A 16,266-nucleotide genomic window follows, 5' to 3' on the forward strand; every position below is an offset into this window, starting at 1 on the left:
CTTTGACCGCGCTTTCCCTCGAAAGCAGCGGCGGTGGTTCTTATTTCGAGGCGGGCCGCTTTACTCGGCCGCCTGCGAGACCTTCATGCGTCCGGCTGCATCCAGCACGGCCTTGACGATGTTGTGGTAGCCGGTGCAGCGGCAGATATTGCCCTCGAGCTCGTGGCGCACGGTGGCCTCGTCGAGCTGGCCACCATGGCGGTGCACGATGTCGATTGCCGACATGATCATGCCCGGCGTGCAATAGCCGCACTGCAGGCCGTGATTGTCGCGGAAGGCGGCCTGCATCGGGTGCAGCTCGTCGCCCTTGGCGATGCCTTCGATCGTGGTGACGTTGGCGCCGTCGGCCTGGCCCGCCAGCATGGTGCAGGATTTCACCGCCTTGCCGTCCATGTGCACGACGCAGGCGCCGCACTGGCTGGTGTCGCAGCCGACATGGGTCCCGGTAAGGTTGAGGTGATCGCGAAGGAGCTGGACCAGCAGCGTTCGGTCCTCGACGTCGACAGCAACGGCCTTGCCGTTCACTGTCAGTTTGACTGTAGACACGGTGTGGTCCTCCCGGGATTGATTTTGATTGTTTCTAATTAGAGACCAGCGACCCGGAACTTTGCAACTAGGATTTTGGTCGCCCGCGTCATGGAAAAGTCATTGATCCAGACGGGCCTGCGACGATTTGCGGGGTGCGCCGCACGGATCCGGACGGAGTGGCCGGCCGGCGTGGGATGCCAGCCATCATCCCGCCCCATCGGCCTCTGGCCGATGAAGCTCCGGATTGCGCCAGCCTGCCGAATTTACCGCCCTTTATCCATTGTGCCCTAGTTTTGCGCATCCGGTCTTGGGGGCGGGGCGCCTCCGGAACACGGCTGAATAGAAAATGGGGGTTGGGAATGTCCGGGCGTACCGCGTCGCCGTCGAAGCGTAAAATATTTCCGACCCTCAAGTTCCGCGCCAAGATCATCCTGGGCTTCGCCGCGGTGCTGGTGATCTCCGCCGGCAGCATGGCATTCTCCTACTTTGGCTTCGAGCGGGTCTCGTCCGGGGTCGGGTCCTACCGCAGCAGCGTCACGGAGGCCGATCTCGCCCGCAACATCGATCGCGAGTTGCTCGCCTACCGCTCGGCAGTCCGCTATTTCGTCGTCACCGGCAAGGAGGACGATGCCAAGGCGGCGCTGGACGCCGAGACCGGCTTGAAGAGCGCCATCGACCAGGCGGTCAAGAGTGCCAAGAAGCCGGCGCGGCAGGAGAGCCTCAACAAGCTCGCCAAGGAATTTTCCAACTTCTCCGCGACCTTCGCGAAGGTCCTCCAGGCCAAGCGCGACAGCGCGCTGCTGGTGCAGAACCAGCTGACGCGTAACGCCAACCTCCTGAAATACAAGCTCGACGACATCGGTAACAACGCCTCCGACGCCGAGGCGCAGTCGATCGAGTTCGGCACCAAGCAGGTCAACGCCCAGTTCCAGACCGCGAGCGCGGCGGCGACCAATTTCGTGCTGACGTCCGACCAGGCGATCGCGACCAGCGCGCTGGCGCGGCTGAAATTCGTCGAGAACTCGCTCGGCGCGGTCTATTCCATGGACGACAAGATCGTCGCCGGCCTGAAGGATGCCAGGGGATTGCTCGGTGCCTATCGCGAATCGCTGGAGAAGCTGATCGCGAACGCCAAGATGGTCGACGACCTCGTCACCGAGATGAACGGTTCGGCCGGCGCGATCCTGCAAGGAGCCACCGCGATGAAGGCGGACCTCGTCGCCGAACAGCAGCGGCTGGAATCGGAGTCGGAGGCGACCATCGGGCAGACCGAGCAATTGGTGCTGATGCTGGCCGTCGGCGGCACGCTGTTAGGTGCGATCCTCGCCTTCCTGCTCGGGACCGGCATCTCGCGCCCGATGATCGCGATGTGCAAGGCGATGCGCGAGCTTGCCTCGGGCAATTTCGACGTCGTGCTGCCGGGCTTGGGGCGCAAGGACGAGATCGGCGAGATGGCCGGCGCGGTCGAGGAGTTCAAGGTTCAGGCCGTGGCCAAGGCCGAGCGCGACGCTGCCGCCAGCGAAGTCCAGAACAAGGAACTGGCCACCGCGCGCCGTTCCGAGCTGATTCGCTTCGCCGACGACTTCGAAAGCGCGGTCGGCGCCATCGTGTCGAACGTGTCGGCCTCCGCCGTGCAGCTCGAATCGGCGGCTTCCACGCTGACCCGCACCGCGGAGACCACGCAGACCCTGTCGAGCCAGGTTGCCGGCGTCTCCGAGCAGGCCTCGAGCAACATGCAGTCGGTCGCAACCGCGACCGAGGAGCTCTCGGCCTCCGTCGAGGAGATCGGCCGCCAGGTCCGCGATTCCAGCCGCATTGCGGAAGCTGCCGTGGTGCAGGCCAAGGAGACCGACGGCCGGATCGGCAAGCTCTCCCATGCCGCCCAGCAAATCGGCGAGGTCGTCAAGCTCATCACCGCAATCGCCGAGCAGACCAATCTTCTCGCCCTCAATGCCACCATCGAGGCGGCGCGCGCCGGCGACGCCGGCCGCGGCTTTGCCGTGGTCGCCAGCGAAGTGAAGTCGCTGGCCAGCCAGACCGCGAAGGCCACCGACGAGATTTCCTCGCACATCGCGGGCATGCAGGGTGCGACGGCCGAGTCGGTCGCCGCCATCAAGGAGATCGGCGCCACCATCGGCCAGATTTCGTCGATCTCGACGTCCATCGCGAGCGCCGTGGAAGAGCAGGGCGCAGCGACGCAGGAGATTGCCCGTAGCGTCCAGACCGTCGCGCAGGGCACCCAGACCGCCGCCACCGACATCGGCCAGGTCAACCGCGGCGCCGCCGAAACCGGCTCGGCCTCGGAGGAGGTGCTGCACTCGGCCAAGACGCTGTCATCGGAAAGCACCCGCCTGCGCGCCGAGCTCGACCGCTTCATGGGCAATATCCGGGCGGCCTAGGGGGCGCCGTCGCCTCATACTCCTGTCGTCCCCGCCTAGTGCGCAATTGCGCACTAGGCGGGGACGACAGCGGCGGCTCCCCCCGCGACACCTAACCGCCGGTTGCGACGCCATAAATTTACCGCCGCTTATCCTTTGCACTTTACCGTGCTGACGAGTCGGGAAGCGGGCTGCTTTCGGGCTGCGCCTGGTTTTCCGCGAATGGAATGGGGTGGGGAATGCCCGTCAAGTCGAAGCCGAACACGTCGAAGCTGCTCACCTTGCGTTTTCGTGCAAAAATCATCCTCGGCTTCGTGGCAGTGCTCGCCATCCTCGCCGTCAGCATGGCTTTCGCCTATTTCGGTTTCGAGCGGATCCAGGCCGCTGTGGCATCCTACCGGGCCAGCGTATCGGAAGCGGACCTCGCGCGGACCGTCGATCGCGACCTCATCAGCTATCAGGGACTGGCGCGGGCCTATACGTTGACGGGCGCGGCCGATGACGAGACTGCGGCCAAGGCGGCAGAAGAGAGCTTGAAGAGCTCGATCGCCAAGTCGATGGCCGCGACCACCGGCGCGGCGCGCCGCGAGCAGGTCGGCAAGCTCGAGGCCGAGTTCCAGCGGTTCGCGAAGGTGTTCAGCGAGATCATCACGCTGACGCGCGAGAACAACAAGATCGCCGCCGACGAGCTCAACAGCGTCGGCAACAAGATCCGCTTCAAGTTCGACGATCTCGCCGATACCGCCGCGCTGGCTGGCCTGAATTCGGTTCAGACCACGGCCAAGGACGTCACCTCGCAATATCTTGCAGTCTCCACCTCGGTCAGCGCCTTCGTCGCCAAGCCGGAGCCGAAGACCGCCGACGGCGTGATCGCCCGCATCAAATTCCTGGAGACGCTGCTGGTCTCGATCTATGCCAACGACCAGAAGATCACCGACCGCGTCACCGAGATCGGCAATCTGCTGAAGCAGTACCGCACCTCGTTCTCGAAGCTGACCGAGAACGTGAAGATCATCGTCAAGTCGAACGGCGAGATGACCAAGACGGCGGCGACCATCCTCAAGCTTTCGGGTGAGCTGCGGTCGGATCTGACCGCCGATCAGCAGCGCATCGAGACGAGCGCCAATGCGACGATCGTGGATACCGAGCGGCTGATGCTGATGATGGCACTCGGCGGCCTCGCCATCGGTGCCGTGCTGGCCCTGATGCTCGGCAATGGCATCTCGCGTCCGATGATCGCGATGTGCAAGGCGATGCGCGAGCTCGCGTCCGGCAATTTCGACGTCGTGCTGCCGGGTCTCGGCCGCAAGGATGAGATCGGCGAGATGGCGAGTGCGGTCGAGGAGTTCAAGGTTCAGGCCGTCGCCAAGGCCGAGCGCGACGCCGCCGCCAGCGAAGTCCAGAACAGGGAGCAGGCCGCTAGCCGCCGCTCCGAGCTGATCCGCTTTGCCGACGATTTCGAGAGCGCCGTCGGCGCCATCGTCTCCAATGTCTCATCCTCCGCCGTGCAGCTCGAATCGGCAGCGTCCACGCTGACACGCACCGCCGAGACTACGCAGAGCCTGTCGAACCAGGTCGCCGGCGTGTCCGAGCAGGCTTCCAGCAACATGCAGTCGGTCGCAACCGCAACGGAAGAACTCTCGGCTTCGGTCGAGGAGATCGGCCGCCAGGTCCGCGATTCCAGCCGCATCGCCGAGGCCGCCGTGGTGCAGGCCAAGGAGACCGATACCCGTATCGGAAAACTGTCCCATGCCGCCCAGCAGATCGGCGAAGTCGTCAAGCTCATCACGGCGATTGCCGAGCAGACCAACCTTCTGGCGCTGAACGCCACCATCGAGGCGGCACGCGCCGGTGAAGCCGGCCGCGGCTTCGCGGTGGTTGCCAGCGAAGTGAAGTCGCTGGCGAGCCAGACCGCGAAGGCGACCGACGAAATCTCCTCCCACATTACGGGGATGCAGGGCGCGACCGCCGAGTCGGTCGCCGCGATCAAGGAGATCGGCGCCACCATCGGCCAGATTTCGTCGATCTCGACGTCGATTGCGAGCGCAGTCGAGCAGCAAGGCGCCGCGACGCAGGAAATCGCGCGCAGCGTCCAGACCGTTGCGCAGGGCACCCAGACCGCCGCCACCGACATCGGCCAGGTCAACCGTGGCGCCGCCGAAACCGGCTCGGCCTCGGAAGAGGTGCTGAACTCGGCCAGGTCGCTCTCCAGCGAAAGCACACGCCTGCGTGCCGAGCTCGACCGCTTCATGGGCAATATCCGGGCGGCTTAAGGCTCACTCCCTCCCGAACGCCCGCTTCAACTCCACCTTCGCCCGCTCCAGCCGCGTGCGCTCTGTCTTCGGCAGCGCCTTGCCCGCACGGTTGATGTAGAAGGTCAGCATCGACAGCGCCGAGCGGTAGGCGCCGGCCTTGCGGCGCGAGCTGTGCTCGGCCGAGCGCTTCAGCGACGCCGCGATCTTCTTCGCGCTGGTCAGCTTGAACACGCCTTGCTTGAGGTCGAGCGCATCGCTCTGCTTCGTCACGCGCTGCGACCAGCGCTTTGGCGTGGCACGTCTGGTGCTCCTGCGCGGCGCAGTTTTGAGCGAATGTGTCGTCTTTCTGACGGGAGCCATGCGTCAACTCCTTGTGGCTCCATCGGAAACGAGCCGCGTCAACGGCCGTTCCCATGGGAACCTGCCTTCGCCGCAGACGTTGTCGCAGGTGGCAGGCGGAATGCCGCACCCCCATGATCGGATCGACCCCGTTCACGTCCTGTGAACCGGGGCCGCGTCCATTGGTCAGATGCAACAACGCGATGGAATTGCAGCGAAGCCCAGCGCCGAATGATGGACCTGTGGTCGCCACGGCGGCCGCGCCTGACCGCATCGTCGAGACCAGCATTCCCGCGCGCCTCGATGCGCTGCCGTGGAGCGGCTTTCACACCCGCGTCGTGCTGGCGCTCGGGATCACCTGGATCCTCGACGGGCTGGAGGTGACGCTGGCCGGCGCGCTCTCCGGCGCGCTGAAGCAGAGTCCGACGCTGCAATTTTCAAATCTCGATCTCGGCATCGCCAATTCCGCGTATCTTGCGGGTGCGGTGCTCGGCGCGCTCGGCTTCGGCTGGCTCACCGACCGCATCGGCCGCAAGAAACTGTTCTTCATCACGCTGGCGCTTTATCTCTCTGCGACCGCCGCGACCGCTTTGTCGTGGAATGTCGCGAGCTACGCGCTGTTTCGTTTTCTCACCGGCGCCGGCATCGGCGGCGAATACACCGCGATCAACTCGACCATCCAGGAGCTGGTGCCGGCGCGCTATCGCGGCTGGACCGATCTGGTCATCAACGGCAGTTTCTGGATCGGCGCGGCGATGGGCGCGGTCGCGGCCATCGTGCTGCTCGATCCTGCAACGATCAGCCCGGATCTCGGCTGGCGCCTCGCCTACCTCATCGGCGCGACCCTCGGCCTCGTCGTGCTGTTGATGCGGATGTGGATTCCGGAAAGTCCCCGCTGGCTGATGATCCATGGCCGGCCCGACCAGGCCCACGCCATCGTGGACGAGATCGAGCGCTCGGTGATCGGGCACGACCAGGATACGAGCGACGGCCGCTTCACGAAAATCCGCCTGAGGATGCGCGACCACACCCCGATCAGGGAGGTCGTGCACACGCTGTTCTCCGCCTATCGCCAGCGCGCGCTGGTCGGCCTCGTGCTGATGAGCGCGCAGGCGTTCTTCTACAACGCGATCTTCTTCACCTTCGCGCTGGTGCTGACCGACTTCTACGGCATCAGTGCCGAACACGTCGGCTGGTATCTGCTGCCGTTCGCGGCCGGCAACTTCCTCGGCCCGCTGCTGCTCGGCCGCCTTTTCGATACGCTCGGCCGCCGCGTCATGATCATGTTTACCTACGGCGTGTCGGGCGTGCTGCTGGCGCTGTCGGGCTATCTGTTCTCGATCGGCGCGCTGAGCGCGCAGGGGCAGACCATCGCCTGGATGGTGATCTTCTTCTTTGCCTCGCCCGCCGCGAGCGCGGCCTATCTCACCGTCAGCGAGACCTTCCCGCTCGAAGTGCGCGCGCTGGCGATTGCCGTGTTCTACGCAGTCGGCACCGGCATCGGCGGAGTGATCGGCCCGGCGCTGTTCGGCGCGCTGATCGATACAGGATCACGCACCAGCGTGTTCGCCGGCTATTTGCTGGGGGCCTTCCTGATGATCGCGGCTGCGATCGTGGCGTGGCGCTACGCCGTCGCCGCGGAACGAAAATCGCTCGAACAAATCGCGCGGCCGCTTGCCTATATGGAGTAGACTATGAAATCGGAGCTCGCGGAATTGGATCAGAAGCGCACCATGCCAGATGATGAAGCACCCGACGCGGTGCCGGTGCCGCATGCGCTCGTGCCGCATCTGCACGAGACGGCGATCCTGCTCGATATCGACGGCACGCTGCTCGACCTGATGCCGACGCCGCGCGAGGTGTGGGTGCCGCCGGGCCTGTCGGAAACGCTGAACAAGCTGACGGAGCGCACGTCGGGCGCGCTGGCGATGGTCAGCGGCCGCTCGCTCAACGACATCGACCTGATCTTCGCGCCCGACGTGTTTCGTGCCGTCGCCGGGCACGGCGCGGAGATGCGGCTGTCGGTGGGCAACGAGGCCGACGACGTGCATGCGCCGCCGATGGACAAGGAGCTGAAGCGGCGGCTCGCTGCGATCGCAAAGCTCAGCCCGGGCATTCTGCTCGAGGACAAGGGCTATTCGCTGGCGCTGCATTATCGCCTTGCGCCGCATGCGGAGAAGGCGATCTACGAATCCGTCTCGCTGATCCGCGCCGATCTGCCCAACGCGCCGATCGAGGTGCTGCCCGGCAAGTTCGTTTGCGAGATCAAGCATTCCGGTTTCACAAAGGCGACCGGCGTGCGCGAGTTGATGAAGCATGAGCCCTTCAAGGGGCGGCGTCCGATCTTCATCGGCGACGACGTCACCGATGAGACCGTGTTCGCGATCATGCCCGACATGAACGGCCTTGCCTTCTCGGTCGGCCGCCGCGCCATCGGCGTCAACGGCCATTTCGATGCGCCGAACGATGTGCGCGCGTTCCTTGCGCGTCTGCTAGACGATACAAGGTTGGAATAGGGCACGACACCTCAGGGCCACATTGTTGCTCGCGTCGCGCCTTGGCCCGGGCAGTTCATGCTGCGCGACACAGCCGCGAAAACCAACTTTGTTGAGTGAAATCGCCGGGTTCCCTGGGCAAAACTGGTTCCAACGCGCGTGCCTGATTTTGGTTTCAATTCGTGCAAATGATGATCAGGAACCATATTGATGAACGGCAGTTAAACGGGACGGAATGAACAGGAGGGGACGACCTGTGAACTTAGTCGTCGTTTCAAATCGAGTTGCGCGCGGTAAACCTAACGAGCCTATGACGGGCGGCCTTGCGGCAGCCTTGCTTCCCGTTGTGGAACATTCTGGTGCCATCTGGGTGGGTTCGTCAGGCCGCGTGCGCGACGGCCAGCAGAAGGAACCGTTCGCCGAGATCGAAGCGCTTGGCTCGGGCGCGATTGCGACGCTGGATCTGCCGTCGGCGCATTACGGCGGCTATTACGAAGGCTTTGCCAATTCGGCGCTGTGGCCGGCGCTGCATTCGCGCAGCGATCTGATCCGCGTCTCGCGAGAGGACTATGTCAGCTATCGCGAGGTCAACGCCTTCATGGCGCGCGCCTTGATGCGCTTCCGCAAGGCCAAGACCGCGTTCTGGGTGCAGGATTATCATTTCCTCGCGCTCGGCGCGGAGCTGCGCGATCTCGGCGTCGATGATCCGATCGGCTTCTTCCTGCACACGCCGTGGCCGGTCGCCGCGGTGATGCAGGGCGTGCCCAATCATCGCGAGCTGATCACCGCGATGCTGGCCTACGATCTGCTCGGCTTCCAGACCAATGAGGATTGCCAGAACTTCCTCGGCTATGTCGCGGGCGAACTCGGCCTCACTGTCGAAGACGGCGTCGCGATCTCGCACCATGGCCGGACGCGCTGCGAGGTGTTTCCGATCGGCATCGATGCAGAGAAGTTCGCAGCCTACGCCGCGAAGTCTGCGTCGCATCCCGACGTGTCGCGACTGCGCCGCAGTCTCAACGGCGAACGGCTCGCGATCGGCGTCGACCGGCTCGACTATTCCAAGGGCCTCGTCAACCGCATCAGCGCGTTCGACCGGCTCTGGACCGAGCAGCCGCAGTTTGCGCGCAGCATCTCGCTGCTCCAGATCGCCAACCCCTCGCGCGGTGCGATCGAGGCCTATGGCAATCTCCAGAACGAGGTCGCGCGCCTCGTCACCGACGTCAACGGCCGCCATGGCGAGGTCGACTGGACGCCGATCCGCTACCTGAACAAGGGCTTCAGCCAGGCCGTGCTCGCGGGCCTTTACCGGACCGCGCAGATCGGCGTGGTGACGCCGCTGCATGACGGCATGAACCTCGTCGCCAAGGAATATGTCGCCGCGCAAAACCCGGCCGATCCCGGCGTGCTGGTGCTGTCGAAATTCGCCGGCGCCGCCAACGAGCTCGAAACGGCATTGCTGGTCAATCCGCATGACATCGACGGCATGGCGCGCGCGATCGCGGTCGCGGCCGCGATGCCGCTCACCGAGCGCAAGATGCGCTGGGACGCGATGATGAAGAAGCTGCGCGGCCACACCATCCAGCAATGGTCCGCCGACTTCGTCGCCGAGCTGGAGAAATGCCGGACCGAAAAGGCGGTCGTGCCACTCGCAGCACAGCCGCCGCAGGCGCTGCGCTGGCTGAAGTCGGCGATCTCGGGCGTGCGGTTGATTTAGGATCTTGCGTCATGGCCGGGCTTGTCCCGGCCATCCACGTCTCACGTCTTGGACCTCAAGAACGTGGATGCCCGGGACAAGCCCGGCCATGACGGTGTGCTCCGACGACGCGGCGCCGTCCAACCTCAATAGCAATACGACAGTCCCTCCAGAATCGCGCATTGCCGCTTGTTCGGCGCGTTCGGATCATCCAGCGGCACCATGCCCTTGCCCTGGCCGACGAACACGCCGGGCCCGACATGCACCGAGCTCTTGTTGCCGATGATCACGCTCGGATGCGGCGAGGCGCTCGAGCGCGTCCCGTCCGGCCAGATGATGGCATCGCCCGAGAGCACCCCGCGCCGTCCGTCGTCGCAGCTGACGTCGACGCCCTGACGGGAGCAGACCTGGGCCAGGGCCGGCCCGGCGAAGGCAAAGCCGAGCACCAGAATCAGGCTCAGCGCGGCGATGGTATTGCGGATGGTCATGGCGTCCCCGGTCATGTTTGGCGTCCTCGAGTGAATCGTCGCGCCAAACCCGCCAGGGGTTCAGTCGGCAGGCGGGTCAGGGGCTGTGTGTCGCCAGATATTATCTTGTAAATACAATAGGTTGCTGAAAAATCATCCGATTTCCCCGCGATCCCTTGCAAAATCACCGGCGTCCCTTCAAGAGAGGGCGCTCCGGAGAGATGGCCGAGTGGCTTAAGGCGCACGCTTGGAAAGCGTGTGTGCGGGAAACCGTACCGTGGGTTCGAATCCCACTCTCTCCGCCACCGCACGATTTTGTGGGCCAAGCCGCGATTTTCTACGACGGCGCTCTTCCGGCGGTAAGTGGCGCTGGCCGCAGAACTTTGCGCCGCGATTCCGTCCGGCTCACGCTCGATCTCAACACTCCGGCAGGTTGACCGCCAATCCGCCCAGGCTGGTTTCCTTGAACTTTGCATTCATGGCTTCGCCCGTCTGCCGCATTGCCTCGATGCAATTGTCCAGCGGCATGAAGTGCGATCCGTCGCCCCGCAGCGCGAGCGAGGCCGCCGCGACGGCCTTGATAGCGCCGATGCCGTTACGCTCGATGCACGGGACCTGGACCAGGCCCGCCGCGGGATCGCAAGTCATGCCGAGATGGTGCTCGAGGGCAATCTCCGCGGCGTTTTCAATTTGCTCGGGCGATCCGCCCAGCACCGCGCAGAATCCAGCCGCAGCCATCGCGGCCGCAGACCCAACCTCACCTTGACAACCGGCCTCGGCCCCGGAGATCGAGGCGTTGTGCTTGATCAGCCCGCCGATCGCCGCCGCCGTGAGCAGGAAATCAGCGACCTTGTCGGGCTCTGCCCCGACGCAGTGATCCAGATAGTATCTCAGCACGGCGGGCACGACGCCGGCGGCCCCATTGGTCGGCGAGGTCACGACCCTGCCGCCTGCCGCGTTCTCTTCGTTCACGGCCATTGCGTACACGCTCAGCCAGTCTGCCGCCGCATGAGGTTGAGTGCGATTGGCCCGCCGTTCAGCCATCAACTGCTGATGTATTCTCGCGGCCCTGCGACGCACGCGGAGCCCACCCGGCAGTTCGCCCTCCTGGCTCAGCCCCCGTTCGATGCAGCCGTCCATGACCGACCAGAGACGGGCGAGGCCGCGTTCGACCTCTTCTGGCGTCCGGAGGTGGGTCTCATTCGCGCGCTTCATGTCCGCGATGGACAAACCGCTCTCGCGTGCCATGCGCAGCATCGTGTTCGCATTCGCAAATGGATAGGGCCATGGCATGGCGTCGGCGGCCGCCGACGGTGCTTCGCGTTCCTGTGCCGTCACCACGAAACCGCCGCCGATCGAATAATAGGTCTCGTGAAACAGCGTCGTTCCGGCGGAATCGCGGGCAGACAGGACGAGCCCGTTTGCGTGACCTGGCAGGGGCGGCCCGTAATCGAAGACGATGTCGAGGGCAGGGTCGAACATGAGCGGCGGCAGCCCCTTGATGTGCAAGAGACGACTGCTGCGGAGCTCCTCGAGCTGGCGCTCGGCCTCGTCGAAATCGAACTCGGCCGGCGTCCAGCCGAGCAGGCCAAGCGTCACGGCGCGATCCGTTGCGTGGCCTTTGCCCGTAAATGCGAGCGACCCGTGCAGGGTGGCCCCGACGGCCGCCGCGTGGCGACCGGCCGGATGCTGCCGCAGGAGATTGAGGAAATGTCCGGCGGCCGTCATCGGTCCCATCGTATGCGACGATGAGGGACCGATGCCGATCTTGAAGACGTCGAATACACTCAGAAACATCGCACGCCTCCAGCCGAACCTGTTTCCTGCACGACAAGCCGTGTACGGCAGCCGGCAAGCCTCAGACGGAGATCGCCATTCCGTCGCGCTGCGGATCGGCTCCTCCCGTACAGGTACCATCGACGATCCCGATGGCGTGCAGGGCGGCGAAGGGAAACGTCTGGGCCGAACGCTTGACGTCATAGCCGACGGCCGCGAGCTCGTCACTGACATTGCGACGAATGCGGTTCGAGATGTCGATCGCGTTTGAGACGGCCACAATGCGCGGCGCAGCGACAGCCTCGAAGGTCGACATGCCGAAGTCGATCATGTTCATGATGCCCTGCGCCACGGCCGGCGCAACGTAGCTGCCCCCCGGCGCGCCGATCACGACGCGGGGTGTCTCGCCCTCGAAGACGATGGTTGGCGCAGCGGATGAGGCGCGGCGCTTTCCTGGCGCGATCGAAGCGGCCCGTCCGGGGCGCGGATCGAATCGGCTCATCGTGCCGTTGTAGATGAAGCCGAGGCCGTCGGAGATGGCGCCGGACGGACTGCCAAGGGTGTGGGTCAGCGCGACGGCGTTGCCTTCGCGGTCGATCACCGAGACGTGCGTCGTCTCGCGCTGCGAGCGGTCGAGCCTTTCAACCACCGCACGCTCGCCACGCCTGATCGCCTCGGCCTGCTCGGCCGCATGTCCCCTCGAGATCAGTCGCGCGACGGGCACGTCGACATAGCTTGGGTCACCCATGAAGCGGTCCTTGTCGATCGTCATGCGCTTCATGGCCTCGGCGAGCAGGGCGATGTGCTCGGCACTGCCGTGGCGCAGCGCACCGACGTCGAAATGGTCGAGGATGTGCAGCACCTGCAACATGGACATGCCGCTCGCTGGCGGCGGGCTCGTCGAGATCCGGCGGCCGCGGTACGAGCCCCAGATCGGGTTGGCGACGGACAGTTCGTATGCCGCGAAGTCGCGCTCGGTGAGAAGGCCGCCCTGTGCGGCGAAGTCAGATGCCATGCGGCTGGCCAGCGCGCCATGGTAAAAGTCGTCCGGACCGCTTCTGGCGAGGTGCTCGAGCGTCGCGGCGAGGTCGGGATTGACCAATGTGTCGCCCGGCCGCTTCGGGCTGCCGTCAGGCCGGAAGAACACCTCTCGTCCAGTCCGGCTGTAGCACAGCTTGTCACCGGTATTCACCTCGCCGCCGCCGCTCTGGTCCTGGGTCCAGAACCAATGCATATGGGGTCGCACCAGCACGCCGCTCCGAGCCTGCCGGATCGCGGGCGCCATCACGTCCTGCCAATCCATCGTGCCGAACTGCGAGAGCGCATGGGCGTAGCCCTTCACGCTCCCCGGCGTGCAGACGGCGAGGTGGCCGAACTCATTGATTCCGCCCTCGAGCAAAAAGGCAAAGCCGTCCCGCGTCTGCCCTTGCAGATGTTTCAGCCACATGTCGGGCGTGGCAGAGAGCGGAGCCCTGGCGTAGAACTCGACGATCTCGTGAACGCCGCGGCGCGGCATGTAGACCTGCATCGAGCCGAAGCCGCCGATGCCGCACATCAGCGGATCGACGACACCCTGCATGAAGGCACAGGCGATGGCCGCGTCGACGGCATTGCCGCCGCGCTCCAGCACTTCTGCGCCAGCCTCGGCCGCTTCCGGCTGCGGCGCAACGATCATCGCGTTCTTCATCGTCACCATATGCGGTTTTCCCTGTCTTTCCGGATCGTCGAGGCGATGAGGCGCTAGAGCTGCAGAACCAGCCTGTCACCTTCGGCCGTCAAGGCAGCGCCGTTGGCGGCAGAGGCAGCGATCAGCTCGTCTCGCTCACGGGGTTCGTCGCGAACCGAACGGACGATCGTCCGATCTGACGCGTCGCGGCGGACGAACGAGATCGTCAGGCGCCGCATCGACCGTTCGACGATCTCGGCATGCACGAACATGCCGACCCAGTCCGCATGAGGCTTGTTACCGTGCTCGTACAGGAACGAGAAATTGCCGCCGCCATAGATGATCGGCCGCCCTGCATGAAGCTCCAGCGGCATGATCATGTGCGGCCCGTGGCCAAGAACAATGTCGGCCCCGGTATCGATCGCGGCGCGCGCGAACTGGCGCTGATATTGCAGGACCTCGCGCCGGTATCCCCAGTGGAACGAGGCGATGACAATATCGGCGCGCGTCCTTAGTTCCGCGACTGCACGCGAAACCTCTGCCAACGAATCGGGATCGGCCCAGGTCACGACCTCCGGCGGCACGCCCGGGCGCGTGCGGGCAGCCTGCTGTTCGTATCGAGGACGATAGGCGGTGTGCGCCTTGATCACGGCCACGCCGGGTTGCCCGATACCGACCTCGTGACCATCCGGCCAATACACGGCCGTGCGCTGCAGAAAACCGTAGCGCAGCCCGTTCCGCTCGACGACGAGTGTCCGGTAGGCTGCTGCCGGCTCGAGCCCGGCGCCGACCTGCGCAATCCCGGCGGAGGCGAGCGCGGCCAGCGAGGAGGCGATAGCCTCCGCGCCGATGTTGACGTTGTTCGCTGCTCCGACGACCTGCACGCCGCCGTCCCTCAGCAGTGCAGCTGATCGCGTCGGAACGTAGAAGCCGCGCTTCTCGACGGCGCGTTCGGCATCGTCGAAGAGGCAGCACTCCAGGTTGGCGAAAACCATATCCGCCGCTGTGAGATCGGGGCCGACGACGTCGAAGATCCGGGACGGATCGGCAATGCCTTTGAGATTGATGTCGCCAAGCAGATAGAGGGAATGTGTCACGGGCATCAGTCCTTCCGAACCTCCCAAAGCAGCGGTGCACCAAAGACGTTGGTGGCGAAGCCCTTGACGCTCTTGCGGCTCGCGCCCGCGGTTACCGTGCTGAACAACGGAATGAGTGGAGCCTGGTCGATCATGGCCGCGTGCAGCCGGTCGAATAATCTCTGACGTTCGGTATTCCGGGTTTCGCTGGTGACCTCTGCGAGTGCATCGAGCGCCACCTTGTCTTCCCAGACCTTGCGCGGTTGCGAGTCCTTCGGGCCGATCGCTCCCTCGTAGTTGAGCGCGGGGTCCATCCGGCTCGAATAGCTGAACGACATGATCTGATACTTGCCCGATTGCCAGCGATCCGTCTGCACGCCCCATTCGAGCACTTCGACTTCGGCCTTGATGCCGACAGCTTCCAGCATCGCTTGCAGGATGATGGCCGCATCGAAATTCGCCTGGTTGCGCTTGTTGGTCGTGATCTTGAGTGTCTGCCCCTTGTAGCCGGCTTCCTGCAGCAGCTTCTTCGCAAGCGCCGGATCATGGCGGAAGCCGTTCTGGTGCGCGTCAGTGTGAAAGAGCGAGGCGACCGGGACAAGGGAATTGTTGGGCGCGGCAAGATCGTAGGTCACGCTGCCGACGAGCTCGTCGTAGTCGATCGCCGCCGCGATCGCCTGACGCAATTTGACGTTCGACAGCAGCTTGTCGCGAGTCTGCAACAAGAAGGTCGTCGCAGCCAGGCCCGGCTCGGCGGAGATGGTGATGTTCGGGTTCGGCTTGAGCTCGTTCGCCTCCGAATACGGAAGCCGCGGCAGGATATCGATGTCGCCGCGGATGAAAGCCGCCTTCGCGGTTGCGGGATCGCTGATGACGACGAAGCGGATTTCATCAACCAGCGGTCGCTTGCTGCCGACATAGCCGTTCGGTTCGCCGCCGGGATTCGAATACCCGTCGAAGCGGGTCAGGCTGACGAACTCCCGCTGGCGCCACTCCGCCAGCTTGAATGGCCCGGTGCCGATCGGCTTGTCCCAGCTGCCGTCCGGCTTCACCGACGAACGATGCGTGATTGCCGTCATGCCGCAGTCGCTGCGCGCGATGTTGGCAAGGAACAGGGGGGATGGCTCGTTGATCCGGATCGTGACCGTCTGCGGGTCGACCGCCGTCACGCTTTCGACTTTCAGGCCGATATCGCCGTTGAAGTCGGTCAGGCAGCGCCAGCCGGTCTTGGGGTTCAGATAGCGGTTCCAGCTCCACACGACGTCGTCTGCCTTGAGGGTCTCGCCATTGTGGAATCTTACGCCGGAGCGGAGCTTGAAGGTGTAGGTCAGCCCGTCCGGCGACACCGCGATGCTCTCGGCCAGAAGTGGCTTCGGCACTCCCCGCGCATCGTAGCCGACCAGGCCCTCGACCATGTGCAGCACAACGCCGTCGGTGTTGCCGTCCCGATTGACGCCCGGGTCCGTGCTGCGGATGTCCGCGTCCAGATACACCTTGAGCGCGCTGGCGTTGGCTTGTCCGGTGGCAAAGCCGAACCCCGTCATGACTGTGGCGACGACCAGCAAGGTCTTGCGCATGTTCTTTCCTCGC

General features: G+C 64.7%; 12 protein-coding genes and 1 tRNA gene. 6 read left to right on the plus strand and 7 right to left on the minus strand.

All coding sequences use genetic code 11. The features are described from left to right. Positions 1-60: 60 nt before the first annotated feature. Entirely contained in the window at positions 61-546 is a 486-nt protein-coding gene (locus tag NLM25_RS02905) for a (2Fe-2S)-binding protein (protein WP_254135966.1), read from the minus strand. Between the two features lie 341 nt (positions 547-887). Here NLM25_RS02905 and NLM25_RS02910 point away from each other — a divergent pair, with 341 nt between their 5' ends. Both NLM25_RS02910 and NLM25_RS02915 read left to right on the plus strand, forming a co-directional pair. After that, the gene (locus NLM25_RS02910; RefSeq protein WP_254135967.1) at positions 888-2,927 is read left to right on the plus strand and encodes a methyl-accepting chemotaxis protein; all 2,040 of its coding nucleotides are present in this window, start codon (positions 888-890) and stop codon (positions 2,925-2,927) included. Positions 2,928-3,145: 218 nt separating this feature from the next. Beyond that, the gene (locus tag NLM25_RS02915) at positions 3,146-5,179 is read left to right on the plus strand and encodes a methyl-accepting chemotaxis protein (RefSeq protein ID WP_254135968.1); all 2,034 of its coding nucleotides are present in this window, start codon (positions 3,146-3,148) and stop codon (positions 5,177-5,179) included. Positions 5,180-5,182: 3 nt separating this feature from the next. Here NLM25_RS02915 and NLM25_RS02920 read toward each other — a convergent pair whose 3' ends face one another. Continuing rightward, entirely contained in the window at positions 5,183-5,521 is a 339-nt protein-coding gene (locus tag NLM25_RS02920; protein WP_254135969.1) for a DUF3175 domain-containing protein, read from the minus strand. A gap of 182 nt (positions 5,522-5,703) precedes the next feature. Here NLM25_RS02920 and NLM25_RS02925 point away from each other — a divergent pair, with 182 nt between their 5' ends. From NLM25_RS02925 to NLM25_RS02935, 3 genes are all read left to right on the plus strand, one after another. Next, a complete protein-coding gene (locus NLM25_RS02925) occupies positions 5,704-7,191 on the plus strand; it encodes an MFS transporter (RefSeq protein ID WP_254135970.1) in 1,488 nt (495 codons plus the stop codon). A 3-nt stretch (positions 7,192-7,194) separates the two neighbouring features. Beyond that, positions 7,195-8,016 (plus strand): trehalose-phosphatase, encoded by an 822-nt coding sequence (gene otsB / locus NLM25_RS02930; RefSeq protein ID WP_254115165.1) that lies wholly within the window; start codon positions 7,195-7,197, stop codon positions 8,014-8,016. Between the two features lie 235 nt (positions 8,017-8,251). After that, complete coding sequence (locus tag NLM25_RS02935; protein WP_254135971.1) at positions 8,252-9,712, plus strand: trehalose-6-phosphate synthase; 1,461 nt, start codon at positions 8,252-8,254, stop codon at positions 9,710-9,712. Between the two features lie 125 nt (positions 9,713-9,837). On the opposite strand, the gene NLM25_RS02940 is transcribed toward NLM25_RS02935, so the two are convergent. After that, on the minus strand, positions 9,838-10,179 hold the full coding sequence (locus NLM25_RS02940) for a hypothetical protein (protein ID WP_254141098.1): 342 nt from the start codon (positions 10,177-10,179) through the stop codon (positions 9,838-9,840). A 194-nt stretch (positions 10,180-10,373) separates the two neighbouring features. Here NLM25_RS02940 and NLM25_RS02945 point away from each other — a divergent pair. Beyond that, positions 10,374-10,463, plus strand: a tRNA-Ser gene (locus NLM25_RS02945). Between the two features lie 112 nt (positions 10,464-10,575). On the opposite strand, the gene NLM25_RS02950 is transcribed toward NLM25_RS02945, so the two are convergent. The 4 genes from NLM25_RS02950 to NLM25_RS02965 all read right to left on the minus strand — a co-directional run bounded on the left by NLM25_RS02950 (position 10,576) and on the right by NLM25_RS02965 (position 16,253). Next, entirely contained in the window at positions 10,576-11,955 is a 1,380-nt protein-coding gene (locus tag NLM25_RS02950; protein ID WP_254135972.1) for an L-serine ammonia-lyase, read from the minus strand. Between the two features lie 61 nt (positions 11,956-12,016). Next, positions 12,017-13,621 carry a gamma-glutamyltransferase gene (ggt, locus tag NLM25_RS02955; RefSeq protein WP_254141099.1) on the minus strand — a complete coding sequence of 535 codons (1,605 nt, stop codon included), beginning with the start codon at positions 13,619-13,621 and terminating at the stop codon, positions 12,017-12,019. 53 nt (positions 13,622-13,674) lie between these two features. Beyond that, positions 13,675-14,703, minus strand: coding sequence for a CapA family protein (locus tag NLM25_RS02960; RefSeq protein WP_254135973.1), 1,029 nt, complete (start codon positions 14,701-14,703; stop codon positions 13,675-13,677). Further along, positions 14,703-16,253 (minus strand): ABC transporter substrate-binding protein, encoded by a 1,551-nt coding sequence (locus tag NLM25_RS02965; protein ID WP_254135974.1) that lies wholly within the window; start codon positions 16,251-16,253, stop codon positions 14,703-14,705. The genes NLM25_RS02960 and NLM25_RS02965 overlap by 1 nt, the downstream gene beginning before the upstream one ends. Positions 16,254-16,266: the final 13 nt, after the last annotated feature.

Origin of the sequence: Bradyrhizobium sp. CCGB01 (assembly GCF_024199795.1) — a bacterium.
Lineage (GTDB): Bacteria > Pseudomonadota > Alphaproteobacteria > Rhizobiales > Xanthobacteraceae > Bradyrhizobium.

What these genes read in the sequence shown, in the direction of transcription:
- NLM25_RS02925 (WP_254135970.1), top strand. Translation starts at nt 5,704, where the DNA reads ATGGAATTGCAGCGAAGCCCAGCGCCGAATGATGGACCTGTGGTCGCC.
- NLM25_RS02965 (WP_254135974.1), bottom strand. Translation starts at nt 16,253, where the DNA reads ATGCGCAAGACCTTGCTGGTCGTCGCCACAGTCATGACGGGGTTCGGC.
- NLM25_RS02940 (WP_254141098.1), bottom strand. Translation starts at nt 10,179, where the DNA reads ATGACCATCCGCAATACCATCGCCGCGCTGAGCCTGATTCTGGTGCTC.
- NLM25_RS02950 (WP_254135972.1), bottom strand. Translation starts at nt 11,955, where the DNA reads ATGTTTCTGAGTGTATTCGACGTCTTCAAGATCGGCATCGGTCCCTCA.
- NLM25_RS02960 (WP_254135973.1), bottom strand. Translation starts at nt 14,703, where the DNA reads ATGCCCGTGACACATTCCCTCTATCTGCTTGGCGACATCAATCTCAAA.
- NLM25_RS02915 (WP_254135968.1), top strand. Translation starts at nt 3,146, where the DNA reads ATGCCCGTCAAGTCGAAGCCGAACACGTCGAAGCTGCTCACCTTGCGT.
- ggt (WP_254141099.1), bottom strand. Translation starts at nt 13,621, where the DNA reads ATGAAGAACGCGATGATCGTTGCGCCGCAGCCGGAAGCGGCCGAGGCT.
- NLM25_RS02910 (WP_254135967.1), top strand. Translation starts at nt 888, where the DNA reads ATGTCCGGGCGTACCGCGTCGCCGTCGAAGCGTAAAATATTTCCGACC.
- NLM25_RS02920 (WP_254135969.1), bottom strand. Translation starts at nt 5,521, where the DNA reads ATGGCTCCCGTCAGAAAGACGACACATTCGCTCAAAACTGCGCCGCGC.
- otsB (WP_254115165.1), top strand. Translation starts at nt 7,195, where the DNA reads ATGAAATCGGAGCTCGCGGAATTGGATCAGAAGCGCACCATGCCAGAT.